This window comes from Alcaligenes pakistanensis (assembly GCF_014652815.1).
Taxonomy (GTDB): domain Bacteria; phylum Pseudomonadota; class Gammaproteobacteria; order Burkholderiales; family Burkholderiaceae_B; genus Alcaligenes; species Alcaligenes pakistanensis.
The window spans coordinates 197,212-213,971 of the sequence record NZ_BMZN01000005.1 but is presented as its reverse complement, the minus strand read 5'-3'; the positions used below and the strand labels follow the sequence as shown (position 1 = coordinate 213,971).

Annotated in this window: 14 protein-coding genes; 8 read left to right on the top strand and 6 right to left on the bottom strand. The window is 57.5% G+C overall.

Going from position 1 to position 16,760, the window contains the following annotated elements:
- Positions 1-34: 34 nt before the first annotated feature.
- The 6 genes from IE156_RS16395 to dinB all read right to left on the bottom strand — a co-directional run bounded on the left by IE156_RS16395 (position 35) and on the right by dinB (position 6,535).
- Positions 35-697: a methionine ABC transporter permease gene (locus IE156_RS16395; protein WP_189393718.1), complete on the bottom strand. Its 663-nt coding sequence runs from the start codon at positions 695-697 to the stop codon at positions 35-37.
- Positions 669-1,874, bottom strand: a complete 1,206-nt coding sequence (locus IE156_RS16390; RefSeq protein ID WP_189393717.1) for a methionine ABC transporter ATP-binding protein — start codon at positions 1,872-1,874, stop codon at positions 669-671. The genes IE156_RS16395 and IE156_RS16390 overlap by 29 nt, the downstream gene beginning before the upstream one ends.
- A 1-nt stretch (position 1,875) precedes the next feature.
- Positions 1,876-2,718 carry a MetQ/NlpA family ABC transporter substrate-binding protein gene (locus IE156_RS16385; protein WP_189393716.1) on the bottom strand — a complete coding sequence of 281 codons (843 nt, stop codon included), beginning with the start codon at positions 2,716-2,718 and terminating at the stop codon, positions 1,876-1,878.
- Complete coding sequence (locus IE156_RS16380; RefSeq protein ID WP_189393715.1) at positions 2,718-3,545, bottom strand: MetQ/NlpA family ABC transporter substrate-binding protein; 828 nt, start codon at positions 3,543-3,545, stop codon at positions 2,718-2,720. Before IE156_RS16380 ends, IE156_RS16385 begins: the two co-directional genes overlap by 1 nt.
- Positions 3,546-3,859: 314 nt before the next feature.
- Complete coding sequence (locus IE156_RS16375; RefSeq protein ID WP_189393714.1) at positions 3,860-5,050, bottom strand: acetylornithine transaminase; 1,191 nt, start codon at positions 5,048-5,050, stop codon at positions 3,860-3,862.
- 279 nt (positions 5,051-5,329) lie between these two features.
- On the bottom strand, positions 5,330-6,535 hold the full coding sequence (dinB, locus tag IE156_RS16370; RefSeq protein WP_189393713.1) for a DNA polymerase IV: 1,206 nt from the start codon (positions 6,533-6,535) through the stop codon (positions 5,330-5,332).
- A 177-nt stretch (positions 6,536-6,712) separates the two neighbouring features.
- On the opposite strand from dinB, the gene IE156_RS16365 reads away from it, so the two are divergent.
- The 8 genes from IE156_RS16365 to IE156_RS16330 form a co-directional block, all read left to right on the top strand.
- Positions 6,713-8,284, top strand: a complete 1,572-nt coding sequence (locus IE156_RS16365; protein ID WP_189393712.1) for an ABC transporter substrate-binding protein — start codon at positions 6,713-6,715, stop codon at positions 8,282-8,284.
- A gap of 153 nt (positions 8,285-8,437) precedes the next feature.
- Complete coding sequence (locus IE156_RS16360) at positions 8,438-9,424, top strand: ABC transporter permease (protein ID WP_189393711.1); 987 nt, start codon at positions 8,438-8,440, stop codon at positions 9,422-9,424.
- Between the two features lies 1 nt (position 9,425).
- The gene (locus tag IE156_RS16355) at positions 9,426-10,340 is read left to right on the top strand and encodes an ABC transporter permease (RefSeq protein WP_189393710.1); all 915 of its coding nucleotides are present in this window, start codon (positions 9,426-9,428) and stop codon (positions 10,338-10,340) included.
- 3 nt (positions 10,341-10,343) lie between these two features.
- On the top strand, positions 10,344-11,318 hold the full coding sequence (locus tag IE156_RS16350; protein ID WP_189393709.1) for an ABC transporter ATP-binding protein: 975 nt from the start codon (positions 10,344-10,346) through the stop codon (positions 11,316-11,318).
- Entirely contained in the window at positions 11,315-12,319 is a 1,005-nt protein-coding gene (locus tag IE156_RS16345) for an ABC transporter ATP-binding protein (RefSeq protein WP_189393708.1), read from the top strand. The genes IE156_RS16350 and IE156_RS16345 overlap by 4 nt, the downstream gene beginning before the upstream one ends.
- A gap of 141 nt (positions 12,320-12,460) precedes the next feature.
- Positions 12,461-13,024, top strand: a complete 564-nt coding sequence (locus IE156_RS16340; RefSeq protein WP_189393707.1) for a sigma-70 family RNA polymerase sigma factor — start codon at positions 12,461-12,463, stop codon at positions 13,022-13,024.
- Between the two features lie 23 nt (positions 13,025-13,047).
- Complete coding sequence (locus IE156_RS16335) at positions 13,048-14,052, top strand: FecR domain-containing protein (RefSeq protein WP_189393706.1); 1,005 nt, start codon at positions 13,048-13,050, stop codon at positions 14,050-14,052.
- 221 nt (positions 14,053-14,273) lie between these two features.
- On the top strand, positions 14,274-16,760 hold a 2,487-nt coding region (locus tag IE156_RS16330; RefSeq protein ID WP_189393705.1), incomplete at its 3' end, for a TonB-dependent siderophore receptor.

The window sequence follows — 16,760 nt, the reverse complement described above, 5'->3', positions numbered from 1 at the left end:
GGTAAGTGCAGCGTAAGGAGCCTGCACCTGGGCTTTATCGAGCGCGCAACCAGTGCACGTAACGGTCGCCCGCAAACTGCACCACGGTGACTAAGGCAATCAGCACGGCTATGACAATCACCATGACTTGCGTATCAAAGCGCTGGTAGCCATAGCGGATAGCCAAATCACCCAGACCACCGGCACCGACTGCCCCGGCCATGGCCGAAGAACTGATCAGGGCCACCAAGGTAATCGTAAAGCCGCCGATAATGCCGGGCAGGGCTTCGGGCAAGTAAACGTGGCGCACGATGTCCCACTTCTTGCAGCCCATGGCTTGGGCTGCTTCGATCAGGCCACCATCGACCTCGCGCAGACTGACCTCGGCAATGCGGGCAAAAAAGGGCGTAGCGCTGATCGCCAAGGGCACAATCGCCGCCCAGACGCCAATAGTGGTGCCAGCTAATAGCCGCGTAAACGGAATCAGCGCGACCAGCAAAACGATGAAAGGAGTGGCTCGAAAACCGTTAACCACTCCACCCACCACGCGGTTGATTCTGGGCGACTCCCAGAAACCATTGGGCGCCGTCACGATCAACAGCACCGCCAGCGGAATACCTGCTAAGAACGCCACCACACCGGACACGCCCACCATCATGAAGGTATCCAGAAAAGCCTGCCAATAACGTTCAGCGGGGATACTCAGATTCCACAACATAGCCAATGTCCTCAATGTGATGCGCGATAGCCGCCGGGCCTTGCGTCAGGGATTTCAAATCAGGCAAGGTGACGTGCCCTTCAATAGCCACCAGCAAGCGGCCGTGCGCATGGCCCTGAATACGGTCCACTCCGCCGTGTACCAATTGCGGCTGGCCTGGCAGGCTGCGGGCAATACGCAGTAAATCGGGCTCCCAGCCACCTTCACCGCTATAGCTCAATTGCAGGATGCGGCTATATACGCCGTTCTTGGGGGCCTGTTGCACCAAGCGTGCCTTCAAGTCTTCGGGCAGATTGTGTTGCAGGGGGGCCAACAGGGCCTTGGTCGCGTCATGCTGCGGTTTCCCAAATACCCGCCAGACTTCGCCCAGCTCGGCAATGCGGCCTTGTTCCAGCACCAATACCCGATCCGCAATTTCACGGATGACGCTCATCTCATGCGTAATCAACACAACGGTGATGCCTAAGCGACGATTGATGTCTTTAAGCAGACTCAAAATGGATTGCGTTGTCTCGGGGTCTAAGGCGGAAGTGGCCTCATCGCAGAGCAAAATCTCCGGGCCGGTTGCCAGGGCACGCGCAATACCGACGCGTTGCTTTTGCCCGCCCGACAAGCGGCTGGGGTAGGTGTCCGCCTTGTCCTGCAAGCCCACCAATTGCAGTAACTCCTGAACACGCTGGGCAATGTTCTGCGCGGACACACCAGCCACTTTCAACGGCAGGGCCACGTTCTCGTAGACCGTTTTGGCGGACAGCAAATTGAAGTGCTGAAAGATCATGCCAATGCGGCGACGCAGCTGCACCAGTTCGGATTCACTCAGCTGAGCAATATCCACGCCATCAACCAGCACCTGACCGCCAGTGGGGCGCTCCAGCCGGTTAATGGTACGCAGCAAGCTGGATTTACCCGCGCCGCTACGGCCAATAATGCCGAAGATGCTACCCGGTTCAATGTCCAGATCAATGTCCTGCAAAGCAGGTACTGCACCTGCTGAGGACTGATAGGTTTTGGAGAGATTGCGAAAGGCCACGCTGCCTGCTTTTGCGGCCGTGGACGGCACAGCCTGCCCGGTTTTGACGGACGCGCTAGCCTTTTGAACCTCGCGGTGACCGGCTGCCTCTTCGGCGGTATCCCGCAAATCGTCTACGTTACGCCGTAGTGCTGATGTATATGCCATATCACTGACTCGCTGCGCGGCTGCCTTGCCAGGGCAAGGTGTACAGATGGGGGTTGTGATCAAAGCGATCGGCAATGGTGTTGCGCACCGCCTGCGACTGCTGGAACAGTTCCACGAACTGCTTCAGGGCCGGGTCATTGATGCGATCTTTGCGCGTCACAAAACCCATCGCATAAAAGGTGTCTGCAATTCCGGAATACGCCAGTGCCTTGCCCGCGTCTGCCTTACGGCCTGCGCTGACAAAATAACTGGGCCAGACCACCGCCAAATCCACATCCGGCAGGGAGTGAATCAGCTGCGGGCCCTCAATTTCCACCAGCTTGATCTGCTTGGGGTTGTCCACCACATCATTGACCGTGGCACCCGTATCCAGACCATGGCGTAGCGTGATCAAGCCTGCTTTTTGCAGCAGCAACAGGCCGCGTCCCTGATTGACGGGATCATTAGGTAAAGAAACCGTGGCACCCTTGGGCACCTGGTCCAAGGACTGGTATTTGTTCGAGTACAAGCCAATGTTCTGCAGCAAGCCCAGCCCAATCAGCTCCAGGCTATAGCCACGCTCTTTAATGGCATTCTGCAAAAACGCTTCGTGCTGGAAGAAATTCACATCAATATCGCGGTTATTGAGGGCTTCATTAGGCAGCGTCCAATCCGTGAATTCCACCAGCTGAATGTCAAGACCGTGCTTCTTGCCTTCCGGGATCAAGGCCTGCACCGCATCCGAGGTTGCGCCCGGTATGGAGCCCACTTTGATGACAGCGGCAGAGCTGCTGAGAGGTACGGCCGCCGCGACCAGAAAGCCCAGCGCCCAGCGCTGCAAGCGGCGTGAGAAAGTGGCAGCCATTACTTCGCCCCCCCTTGCGCATTCAGCCAGGCCAGGGTGTAGAGGCGATCGTCATTATTAAAGGCCGCACGCGACACATCACGCACAGACTGGGAGTTTTGATAGATGGAAATGAACTTTTGAATGACAGGGTCCTGAGCGCGGTCGGCTTTCACGACAAACTGGATCGCAAACTGCGCATCTTCAATACCGGAATACGCCAAGCCACTGGAGGGATCAAAGGCCTTGGCCGCCACAATAAAATGCGGGTATCCCTGGGCAATATCCACATCGCCCGTAATCCGCACCAGCTGCGGGCCTTCAACCTCGACAAAGCTGAGCTTCTTGGGGTTCTCGACAATATCATCCAGACTGCCCAAATAGCCCACTTCGGGCTTGAGCTTGATCAGCCCCACTTTTTGCAGCAGCAACAAGCCACGGCCTTGGTTGACCGGATCATTGGCAATGCCAACCTTGCCACCTTGAGGCACTTGATCCACCGCTTGGTGTTTAAGCGAATACACACCCACGTTCGCCAAGATTCCCGTCCCGGCGCTGGCCAGCTTGTAGCCGTTTTTCTCGATGGCGTTATTCAGGAAAGGCTGGTGCTGAAAGTAATTGATATCAATGTCGCCGTTATCCACCGCCACATTAGGGGTGGTCCAATCGGTGAACTCGATCACCTCGACATTAATGCCTTGCGCCTTGGCGTCTTTAGCGGCGGCATTGATGGAGTCGGCATAAGCACCGGGCACGACACCAATGCGTAAAGAGTCAGCGGCAGAGGCAGGGGAAACAGCCAGTACAAGGGCACTCGCTACGATGAATTTGGACAGATGCTGGAGCATGGTAAACAGTGCCTCACATAGTTGGCCTGCTGAGACAGGCAAATCTTAGAAGCTTCTATTACATCGACTCCATGCCCCCCGCACCACAACAGAACAATCATTTACTTATGCGGGCTAATTACTCATTTAAATTACCCCAAGTTATTGATATTTATATAATTTTTAAAAATAAACTTAGTACTCCAAAAGATGGATTCTGTGATATTTCATGCGCGTTTGAGTTAGCAGAACGGGCTTGAGCTACCCATCCCTGCAGCATCTGACGACCAAAAAAATCCGCCCGAAGGCGGATTTCTTTAAGACAGGCTAGTCGTTTAACCGCGAACCTTAACCAGGATCTCGTCCAGCCATGCCAGGATCAGGTCGACTTCGTCGGCCGTGATGTTCAGGGCAGGCATGAAGCGCAGCAGGTTAGGACGTGGTGAATTCAGCAACATGCCTTCAGGCGCACGGTCACGAGCGGCAGCCACGATTTCTGGACCATCATCCTGGTCCAGCATCAAAGCACGCAGCAGGCCTTCACCACGCTCGCCATTCATACCCCATTTGGCGCTGATCACCAGCAAGCCTTCGGACAACTGCTTGGCACGCGCATTGACCGACTCCATGAAGCCAGGAGCCATCAGTTCGTCGAATACAGCCACGCCAGCGGCAGTCATCAGGGGGTTACCGTTGTAGGTACCGCCTTGATCACCCGGTTGGAAGCACGACACTTCTTCGCGAGCGCACAGGGCGGCCAGCGGCACGCCACCACCAATGCCTTTACCCAAGGTCATGATGTCAGGACGGATGCCCGAGTGCTCGTAACCAAACAGGGTACCGGTGCGGCCCATGCCGGTTTGCACTTCGTCCACGATCAAGAGCAATTTGTGCTCGTCCGCCAAGGCACGCAGACCTTGCATGAATTCCACCGTCGCAGGAATAACACCCGCTTCGCCCTGGATAGGTTCAAGCATGATGCCCACGGTTTGATCGTCGATCAAAGCACGTACGGATTCCAGATCATTCAACTTGGCTTTCGGAAAACCGTCGACCTGAGGGGCGAACATGCGATCCCAGCCCGGTTTGCCGGACAAGGACATGGTTGCCAGGGTACGGCCGTGGAAAGAGTGCTCAAAGGAGATGATCTTGAACGCGTTGTTCTTGTTGATCTGACCCCATTTGCGAGCCAGCTTGATGGCGCCTTCGTTGGCCTCGCCACCGCTATTGGCAAAGAACACGCGATCAAAGCAGGAGTGTTCCACAATGCGCTTGGCCAACTCAATCGACGGTTCGTTGTAGAACGCAGGCGAGGGGTTGATCAGCTTGGACGCTTGTTCGGTGATGGCCTTGATGACATTGGCAGGGCTATGGCCCAGCGCGTTCACGGCCCAGCCCTGGACAGTGTCCAGGTATCGCTTGCCGTTGTGATCTTGCAGCCAGGAACCTTCTCCTCGCACAAAGACCAACTCCGGACGCTGGGTAATTTCCATTAATGCACGTACACCGGCCCGATCGAATTCCATAACGGCAAACCTTGATGAAAAAAGAAAAAAGAAACCAGCCCGGCGGCTGGACAATTAATTCTAACGCAGCACACCCCCTGCAGGACGCTTATGCCTGGGACAATGACGATCTGACTATGGATTGTCCCTTTTCTGGTACAAGTTGATGCCAAAACAGCGCGGCTCCTGGTTTATCGAAGGGAGCCGCGCTGTTTTGCTTGAGGCCTGAAGGCTGGTATTAACGTAAGCAACCGCTTGATTACCAAGCCTGCTATCCGTGCGTGGAGTGGCAGCGACTAATCAGAACAAGCCATCCAGATCCAGTTGTCGGGGCTGTTCCTGTGGCATTTCGCTGATCGGCAACAGCGCGCTGGCTTTGACGCCCAGCAGGCGCAAGCGTCGATCGAGCACGGCGCGTTTCAGGTTCTGACGGGCAGCAGCCAGGATGGCGTCGGAAGCCAGCACCGGGGCGGTCAGGGACAAGTCCCGCGTCACGGTTTTGAAATCCTCAAATTTCAGCTTGATACCTATGGTTTGTGCACACATGGCGGATTTGCGTAAATCCTCCTCCAGCTTCTCGCACAGGGATTCCAGCACGGCCGACAAACGCGCCCGATCCATGCGTACATGCAAATCGCGCTCAAACGTCGTTTCTCGGCTGATGGACTTGGGCGTGCGATCCGTAGACAAGGGCCGCTCGTCCTGGCCTTGGGCAACGGCCATCAACCACTGTGCGTAACGCAGGCCAAAGTGGTCCTGCAGTTTTTCAGCGGGGGTGGCAGCCAGTTCCCCAATATGTTGTATGCCCATTTCTGTCAGCTTCAGCACCGATTTGGGGCCAATGCCGTTGATCTTACCCACGGCCAGCGGCCAGATGCGGGTAGGGACATCCTCCATGGTCAGCACACAGGCGCCATTGGGCTTGTTCAGTTCCGAGGCGATCTTGGACAGCAGCTTATTGGGCGTGATGCCCACCGAACAGGTCAGCCCCGTGGCCTGGTTCACCGCCTGACGAATCTGCTCGGCCAAATCGTGGCTGTCTTCACTTCTACGGCTCAGGTCTACGTAGATCTCGTCAATGCCGCGATCTTCGATATAGTCCGAGATAGTCGCTACAGCCTGTTTAAACAATCGGGAATAATGACGATAAGCTTGAAAATCAGCAGGCAATAAGATGGCTTCGGGGGCCAGCTGAGCGGCCTTCATTAAACCCATGGCGGAGAACACCCCCAACTGGCGGGCTTCGTACGTAGACGTGGTGGCAACGCCGCGCCCCACATAATCCGCCAGACGTGAGTGCTGCCAGCTCCCATCGGGCAACTGACGCGGGGCATCGGCGCTGCGCCCGCCTATGACCACCGGGCTGCCACGCAAATGTGGGTAGCGCAGCAGCTCCACCGATGCGTAAAACGCATCCATATCCACGTGAGCGATACGCCGCTCCAACGGTTTTTCTTCTTGCGCCACGACGTTAATTAGCCCGATAACTGTATATGCATACACCATTATAGCGACAAGTCGGCTATCTACTGAGGGCCGCTGAATAAGCGGCAGGATGATATAAATCACAAAACATCATTAAGCTGACAGCAGGCTGAAACTACGTATTGAATCGGTGCCAATCGCCCGGTTACTATGCAGCCTCACTATCAGCGACCTCAATTACCCCATCAGGAGGTTTTCATGAAAAAAACAGTAATGGCTGCTGCGCTGGCAGCCTTGGTCACTCTGCCCATGGTGGGCCACAGCAAGACGCTTACCTGGTCCAGCCAGGGCGACTTCATGACCCTGGACCCGCACGCACAAAACGAAAACCTGACGATTACCGGCAGCATGTATATCTATGAAGCGCTGGTCGATTACGACAAGGACTTCCAGATTGTGCCGGGCCTGGCCACTTCCTGGGAGCAGCGTGAGCCCACCGTCTGGCGCTTTACCTTGCGCGAAGGGGTGAAATTCCATGATGGCGCCCCCTTTACGGCTGATGACGTGGTGTTCTCCGTCCAGCGCGCTATGGCTCCCACCTCCAATTTCAAAGCCTACGTCAACGGTGTCGTCAAAGCAGAGAAAATTGACGACAAGACCGTCGACATCATTACCTCCGCCCCCAACCCTGTCTTGCTGCGTCAGTTGACCAGCGTGTTCATGATGAACAAGGCCTGGTCGGAAAAGAACAATGTGACCCAGCCGCAGGACTTCAACAAGAATGAAGAAACCTTCTCGGCCCGCAATACTAACGGCACTGGCCCTTACAAGCTGAAATCGCGTGAAGTGGACGTGCGCACCGTCTTTGTGGAAAACGAAGAGTGGTGGAACAAGGGCAATAAAGTCGGCAACGTAACGGAAGTGATCTACGTTCCGATCAAGCAAAACGCAACCCGTACCGCCGCCTTGCTGTCCGGCGAAGTGGATCTGGTTCTGGACCCCCCTGCACAAGATTTGCAGCGTCTGCGCCAACAAACCAAGATTGTGGAAGGTAACGAATACCGCACCATTTACCTGGGTCTGGACCAAAAGAACCCCGAGCTGAAATACAGCAGCATCAAGGGTAAGAACCCTTTTGCTGACCAGCGTGTGCGCGAGGCCCTGTACGTCGCTATCGACATCGAAGCCATCAAGAAAGCCGTAATGCGCGGTTCGTCCGCCCCCACCGGCACCATGGTGGCCCCTCAGGTTCACGGCTACACCAAGGAACTGGCACAACGCCTTCCTTACAGCCAGGACCGTGCCAAGGAACTGCTGAAAGAAGCCGGTTACGACAACTCCCTGACCTTCACACTGGACTGCCCGAACGATCGCTACATCAACGATGAAGCCGTTTGCCAAGCCATTGTGGGCATGTGGGCCAAGGTCGGCGTTAAGGCCAATCTGAACGCCATGCCACGCGCCACCTACTTCCCCAAAGTCCAAAGCTATGACTCCAGCGCCTATATGTTTGGCTGGGGCGTGCCTACTTTTGATGCGCTGTACACCCTGCAAAGCCTGATGCACAGCAAGGGCGAGGGCGCTGACGGCTCCTTTAACTTTGGTGGCTACGAAAACGCCGAAGTGGACGCCCTGATCGACCAGATCAAAACCGAGACCGACACCGCCAAGCGCGATGCCGCGATTCACAAGGTTCTGGAGATTCACGCCAAGGAAGTGGGCCATATCCCGCTACATGACCAGATCATTCCTTGGGCCATGGCCAAGAAAGTTAACGTGATTCACCGTGCGGACAACCGCATGCTGGCTCAGTGGACTACCATTCAGTAAGCCTTCTTAGAACCCGTCCCCGCCTACACGCGGGGCGGGTTCCAATCACCTTGTAGTCATTACTTCTACACCAGCCCCCTTGCCGGGCCATTTCTACACATTAAGGACGACACTGGTCGCGAGTGATCCTCGCGCTGCACCAGGAGACCGCCTATGTTGGTATTTATTATTCGCCGTCTGATCCAGGCTGTTCTGGTGATGCTGACGGTTAGCCTGCTGGCCTTTGTGCTGTTTCGCTATATTGGCGACCCGGTCACCATCATGCTGGGACAGGACGCCACTGAACAAGATCGCGTGGAACTGCGCGCCAGCCTTGGCCTGGATCAACCCGCTCCGGTTCAATTCGGGCGCTTTGTTTCCCAAGCCGCCCAAGGTGAGTTTGGCCTGTCGTTACGGCAAGCCCAGCCTGTCTCCACCCTGCTCAAAGACCGCCTGCCCGCCACCGTTGAACTGTCTGTGGTGGCCGCCATACTAGCCTTGCTGATTGGTTTGCCACTAGGCGTGTACACCGCCTTGAAACGCAATGGCTTCATGGCACAAAGCATTCTGGCCTTTTCCCTGCTGGGGATTTCACTGCCCACTTTCCTGATCGGTATCTTGCTGATCCTGATCTTCTCGGTTCAGCTAGGCTGGCTGCCCAGCTATGGCCGGGGCGAGGTCATGAAACTGGGTTGGTGGAGCACCGGTCTGCTTAGTTGGGACGGCATCAAACACCTGATTCTGCCCTCTATTACGCTCTGTTTGTTCCAGCTCACGCTGATCCTGCGTCTGGTGCGCTCCGAGATGCTGGAAGTACTGCGCGCCGATTACATCAAGTTCGCCCGCGCCCGCGGCCTGTCGCAACGCGCCATCCACTTTGGCCATGCCCTGAAAAACACCATGGTGCCAGTTATCACCATTACGGGTTTGCAGCTGGGCGGCATCATCGCTTTTGCCATCGTGACGGAAACCGTTTTCCAATGGCCTGGCATGGGTCTGCTGTTTATACAGGCCGTGCAATTTGCCGACATCCCCGTCATGGCCGCATACCTCTGTCTGATTGCCCTGGTATTTGTTGTGATCAACCTGCTGGTAGACCTGCTGTACTTCCTGGTCGATCCACGTCTGCGCACCCAGTTGTCGGGCGCCAAGGGGCACTAATATGTTCGCTAAATTAAAAACCACCTGGGATAGCGATCTGATCTGGTCCTGGCGTCACTCCCCCGTCGCCATTGTGGCCACCATAATGGCCTTGCTGCTGTTTATCGGCGCACTGGGTGCACGCTGGGTCGCCCCCTTTGATCCCTTTGACCTGACCTCGATTGACTTGATGGACGCCTTGCTGGCGCCCGCCTGGTCCGAAAACGGCTCGTCCCAATATTGGCTGGGCACAGACAGCCAGGGCCGCGACCTATACTCGGCCCTGCTGTACGGCACCCGTACCTCCTTGCTGATTGGTCTGGCCTCCGTCGCCTTGTCCATGATCGTGGGCATTGTGCTGGGCCTTGTGGCTGGATACTCCGGTGGCCGCGTGGATGCCTTCATCATGCGTGTGGCCGATGTACAGCTGTCCTTTCCTGCCATTCTGATTGCGCTCTTGATCGACGGTGTCGCCCGTGCCGTGTTCCCTTTGAACATGCATGATGTGGTCGCCTTCCCGGTGCTGATCGGGGCTATTGCCCTGGCCGGTTGGCCGCAATATGCCCGTACCGTGCGCGGCTCTACCCTGGTCGAGAAAAACCGTGAATACGTACAGGCCGCCCGCGTCATTGGCGTGTCCTCGTCCCGCATCATGTTCAGCCATGTGCTGCCCAACGTGATGGGGCCGGTACTGGTGCTGGCCACCGTGCATCTGGCCACCGCCATCATTACCGAAGCCACGCTGTCCTTTCTGGGTGTGGGCGTGCCGGCGACCTCGCCTTCTTTGGGTACGCTGATCCGGGTCGGCAACGACTTCCTGTTTTCGGGCGAGTGGTGGATCACGATTTTCCCCGGCCTGATGCTGGTGCTGCTGGTGCTGTCGGTCAACTTATTGGGCGACTGGTTGCGTGACGCCTTGAACCCCAAACTGAGCTGAGCCATGACTGCACTCTTAACTGTTCAAGACCTCTGTGTCGAATTTCCGACCCGGCGTGGCGTGCTCCAGGCCCTGGACCAGGTGTCCTTTTCCATTGCCCCCGGTGAAGTACTGGGTGTGGTGGGGGAATCGGGCGCAGGTAAATCCCTGACAGGTTCCGCCATTATTGGTTTGCTGGATGCCCCCGGCCGCATCAGCGGCGGGCAAATTCTGCTGGAGGGCCAACGCATCGACAATCTGAACCAGGATCAGATGCGCAAGATTCGCGGCCGCCAGATCGGTGCGATCTTCCAGGACCCGCTCACCTCGCTGAACCCGCTGTACACCGTGGGTCATCAATTGGCTGAAACCATCGTGACGCACCTGCCCCTGTCCTGGAAACAGGCCCAGGAGCGTGCCATCGAACTGCTGGAGGCCACCGGCATCCCGGCTGCCCGCGAACGGATCAACCATTACCCGCATCAGTTCTCCGGCGGTATGCGCCAGCGTGTGGTCATTGCCCTAGCCCTGGCGGCCGAGCCCAAGCTGATCGTGGCCGACGAGCCCACCACTGCGCTGGACGTGTCCATTCAAGCGCAGATTATCGATCTGCTGAAAAAGCTCTGTCGCTCGCAAGGCACCTCGGTCATGCTGATTACCCACGATATGGGAGTCATTGCTGAAACGGCAGACCGTGTGGCCGTCATGTACGCCGGTCGCGTTATCGAGATTGGTCCGGTACAAGATGTCATCCAGAAGCCCAGCCACCCCTATACCCGTGGTTTGATGCGCTCCATTCCCAGCCTGCACGCCGGGCTGGAACGGCTGGAGCAAATCCCCGGCAGCATGCCGCGCCTGAACGCGATTCCCGCTGGCTGTGCTTTCAATCCGCGTTGTGACCGCCGTTTTGATCGCTGTCTGGCCGAACGCCCCGAGCTGATGCCCGTTCCCCCCCAGACACAGGCGGCCTGTTGGCTGCATGCACAGGAGTCCGCATGAGCGCCCCTAAACAAGCCCTGGTCCAGGTCAAGGACGCCGCCTGTTGGTTTGATGTTTCCCCGCCTCTGCTGGAACGTCTGGTCTACCGTAAACCTAAAGTGAATCTGCGCGCCGTCGATGGCGTCAGCTTCACCTTGAACAAAGGTGAAACCCTGGCATTGGTAGGCGAATCGGGCTGTGGTAAATCCACGGTGGCCCGTTTGCTAACGGGTCTGTATTCGCTGACGCGCGGCGAAATTCTGTTTGACGGCCAATCCATGCAGTCCATGGATAAAGCCAGCAAACAAGCCATGCGCAAGCGCCGTCAGATGATTTTCCAGGACCCCTATGCCAGCCTGAATCCACGCTGGCGCGTAGGCCGCATCATTGCCGAGCCGCTGGTCACCCACACCAATATGAGCAGCGCCCAGCAAGACGCCAAAGTGGCCGAACTGCTGACGCAAGTGGGCCTGAACGCCAACGATGCACAGCGCTACCCGCATCAGTTTTCCGGCGGCCAGCGCCAGCGTATTTCCATTGCCCGCGCCCTGGCCCTGCAACCGGAATTCATCGTCTGCGACGAACCAACCTCGGCATTGGACGTGTCGGTACAGGCGCAGGTGCTGAACCTGATGAAGGATTTGCAGCGCGAATTGGGCCTGACCTATCTGTTCATTTCCCACAATCTGGCGGTGGTGCACCACGTGGCCGACCGGGTCGGGGTGATGTATCTGGGCCGGATTGTGGAAATTGCGCCACGCGACGATTTATTCGCGCAGCCTCGCCATCCCTATACGCGCATGCTGCTGGGAGCCATTCCCGACATGAGCGGAGCGGGCAAAAGTCGCATCCCAGTAGCCGGTGAAGTGCCCAACCCGCTGAACCCTCCATCGGGCTGCACCTTCCATCCACGCTGCCCGCTGGCCAATGATCGCTGCCGCCGCGAGGCGCCTGCCTTGCTGAAAATAAACGAGCATGAAGTAGCTTGCCACGCGGTAGAAGAAGGGCGCGATCAGCCCTGATCGCTGATGATGCAACAGTGAAACCGCCCACGGCAGCTTGCCGAATGGGCGGTTTTTTCTGATAATTGAGAATTATTCTCAGTTATCAATGCCCGAACCTCTACCGTTTTACTGGTCGAGCAGGCACCACTGGACCGCATCATGCACAACGCCTCCTTCTCGCCAGACACGGAATCGCTGTACCGGAACTACCATGGCTGGCTGCACGGTTGGCTGCGACGACGGTTAGGTAATTCCTTAGACGCTGCCGACCTGGCACAAGACGTTTTTGTGCGACTACTGCAAAAACCCCGCCATTTCGGCAGCGAACCCGAAGCACGGGTCTATTTACGGCTGATGGCCAATGGCATGTGCGTAGACCTGTGGCGGCGTCGTCAAATTGAACAGGCCTGGCTGGAAGAACTGGCTAACCGTCCGGCAGCGCTGGCACCTTCAGCCGAGCATCAGGCCCTGGTGCTGGAGGCGCTGCACGAGATAGACAGCATGTTGCGCACGTTACCCGCCAAGGTGGGCAATGCGTTTTTCATGGCCATGGCCGATGGCATGAGCAACCGGGAAATCGCAGATGCACTGGGTGTCTCCACCCGCATGGTGCACAAATACATCAGTCAGGCCATGCTGTGCTGCCTACAACTAGAGGCCCGCCAGACCCTAGCAGAAACGCCGGTCTACCCAAGGCCTTGCTTGTCCCAGCCACCACGCTGATCACCGCAGCTAACCTTTATCCCATGAGCTCCTCTGAACTTCATCCTGACGAACCCTCCTTTAAGGCACTGGAGCAGGCAGCGGAATGGTTTGCCTTGCTGCGCTCGGGCGAGGCCTCGCCCGTAGATCAGAACAACTGGCAGGGCTGGCTGGCAGCCCACGCCGAGCATCGTCACGCCTGGCAGTATGTAGAGCGCATCAGCGGCCGTTTTGAGCCCATACAGAACAGCAGCAGCCGACAGACGGCGGTGCAAAGCTACTGCCTGGCCAACCAGCGCCTGGGGCGTCGCCGTCAACTACTGCTTGGCCTGGGTGCCCTGGCTGGCGGGGGCTTGGGTGGCTGGCTTGCCTGGCAACATACCTCGCTATCCAATACGGTACTGGCCTGGTCTGCCGAGCATCGCACCGCGCAGGGAGAGGTACGCAAGCTCTTGCTACCGGATGGGTCAACGGTCTGGCTCAGTTCTGAAACAGCACTGAACCACGATTTCCGCTCCGATCAGCGCCTGCTGTCTCTGGTGGCCGGTGAAATATTGATCGAGACCGCTGCCGACGCCAACCGCCCCTTCCTGGTCAACACCCGCCAAGGGCAGCTACGTGCGCTGGGGACTCGTTTTACGGTACGGCTGGATGGCCAGGAAACCTTATTGGCCGTCTATCAAGGGGCCGTTCAAATCGATACCGTCTCCAGCCAGACCAGCCGTATTGTGCATGCAGGCCAACAAACTCGCCTGAGCCGTTCGCATATTGCAGATACGGCCGCTGTCGCCCCCGAACGGCAAAACTGGGTAAAAGGCATGATCGTCACCGATAACACGCCCTTGCTGGATGTGGTGCGCGAATTGCAGCGTTATCGCGGCGGCTATCTCAGCGTATCGCCCGAGGCTGCGCAACTACCCGTTATCGGCAGTTATCCCGCCACCGAACCGGATCGGGCGCTGAGTATGTTGGAAGGCGTGCTGCCCATCCGCATCAAACGAACCCTGCCTTGGTGGATCAGCATTGAACTGGCCCAAACGGGCCGCTAATTCTGCGTGCCTTGGACAGGCAGGGCCGCCCTCTGGGCGGCGTGCTGCCAAAAACCGATATTTTCTCCAACTCGAGTTCCGCTTTTCCTTGGCTTATTCGATATAGCTAAAGAGGGCTCCGTTTCATCATGTCCCGTGTCGCTGTGCCAGAGGCTGACTAGGGCATATGCAGACCGGTCTGCTCTCGCCGTTTACCCCGCTTCCAAGGAGCAGCATTCATTATGTCCGGCTATTCCCCGCCTATCGCCCGTGAGGCGATCCCTTCACAGGCCCCGCGCGTATTCCAGCCTCGCTTTCGCCTAAGCCCTCTGGCCTGCCTGATTCAACTGGCCTTAGCCAGCAGCGCACTGAGCCTGGGCATTTGGCACAATCAGGCCCAGGCCGAACCCTTGCGCATGGCACAAGCAGCCCCACAAATCACCCAGCGCTACAACATTCCTGCCGGACCGTTAAGCACCGCGCTGGCCCGATTTGCCAGTGCCTCCGGCGTGTTAGTGGCGGGAGCCGGCGAACTGGCGAAGGGCAAAACCAGCCCTGGCGTTTCCGGCACCCTGTCCCCACGGGCCGCCCTGGATGCTCTGCTGGCTGGCACGGACCTGACGGCTGTGGCGGATACCGACGGCACCTATAGGCTGCGTCAGATGCCCCAAGTAAGCGGACCGTCCACTGGCGTCACACAGCTGGGTGCAGTCACTGTGCGGGCACAAGCAGCCAACTCGCTAACTGAAGGCACAGGCAGCTACACCACCCGGTCCATGAGCACCGCGACCCGGCTGAACCTGTCCTCGCGCGAAACACCGCAATCCGTCAGCGTCATCACGCGTCAGCAGCTGGATGACTACAACGTCAATACGCTGCGCGATGTGATGCGCTACACGCCAGGCATGTACGTGGTCGAATCCGAAGGGGTCGCCGACGAATACGCCTTCCAGGCACGCGGCTTCGGGGTGGATAACCTGATGATTGACGGGCAGGCCACCGATCGCACCAACTTCAATATGCGCACCATTTCTGCCGACATGAATATGTACGACAGGGTGGAAGTTCTGCGCGGTGCGGCGGGCTTGCTCTATGGGGTGGGCGCGCCATCGGCAGCCGTGAATCTGGTACGCAAACGCCCTACGGTGGACCCACTGTTAAATCTATCTGTGGGGGTAGGAACTCATGATCGTTACTCGGCCACCTTTGACGGCGGCGGAGCCATAGGCCCTACTGAGCGGGTACGGGGTCGTCTGGTCGGCAGCTATCAGAAAGAACTTGGCTTTGTAGACGTCTCCAAAAGCAATAATCGCAGCTTATACGGCGTTGTCGAAGTCGATCTGGCAGAGCGCACTACGCTAGGCCTGGGTGCCTCCTACCAGCGCTATCGCGCCAACGGCATTTACAGCGGCAAACCGTCGTATTTGGACGGCTCGCCCGTGGACATGCCACGCAGTGCATTCTGGGGGCAGGCCTGGTCACACCAGTATCGCGAAACCGCCACGTATTTCCTGGACCTGAACCACGAATTCGACAATGGCTGGAAAGCCAAGTTGGCCGCCATGCACACCACCGGCGAGACCGATTCGGTCTACCCCAACATTCAGCGCATTGCCAACGACCCGAACCGCTTCAAATTCGACCGCACAGGGTGGGACTACGATACGCGCCAAACCAATCTGGAAGGCACCTTAAGCGGCACTTTTCCCTTGTTGGGGCGCGACCATGAACTGGTCGTTGGGGCCAGCTACCGCAAGGAGTTTTCTAAAGCAGGCAACCCCTGGGAAGGCGGCGGGACATACATTCTTGACCCTCATAACTTCAACCCCAATCAAAGCCCCGACTCCGGGATGACGCCTACAACGAACCCCATGCTTTGGGCCAACCGTTCTGAAAACACGGGCGTCTTCAGCACCGTGCGCTTGAATCTGGCCGACTCCACCAAGCTGATTCTGGGTGGCCGACTGGGCTGGTACGAGCAACAGGGCACAGGCTGGTATTTTGGTCAGCGCAACTGGCGTAAAGCGGTACGCCAAAATGCCGAGTTCACACCTTTTGCGGGCATTGTGCAGGATCTGGACGAGCAGCACTCTGTCTATGCCAGTTACGCGCAGATTTTCCAGCCACAAGGGGCCGTGGACTATAACGGCAAACAGCTGGATCCTATGACAGGCACCAATCTGGAAGTGGGTATCAAGGGGGAATACTTTGACGGCGCCCTGAATAGCAATCTGGCTCTCTACCAGATCAAGCAACGTAACCGCGCCGTCTCCGACGAGGAAAACTGCCCGGCTGGTGGCCCGCTGTCATGCTCGCGTGCCGCTGGCGAGATTGAAAGCAAAGGGATTGATGTGGAAATCAGCGGTGCGCTGACCCCGCGCTGGCAAGTCGGGGGTGGCTACACCTTCAATCTGGCGCGCTACACCAAGGACAGCAATGCCGCCCGCATTGGCCAACGCCTGAACAACGAAGTTCCCCGCCATTTGTTCAAGATGTTCACCAACTACCGGCCTGGCGGACAATGGCATCGCTGGAATGTGGGTGCCTCGGTCTATATGCAAAGCCCCATCGAAATTGATGAAGGCGTATTCCATGCCTATCAAGGCACCTACGCCGTAGTGGGCCTGATGGCGGGCTACCAAGTGAACTCCAAGATGAATCTGGTGCTGAACGTGGATAACCTGTTTGACCGGCACTATCGGACCGCTCTGGGAGCCTCCTGGTCGGGC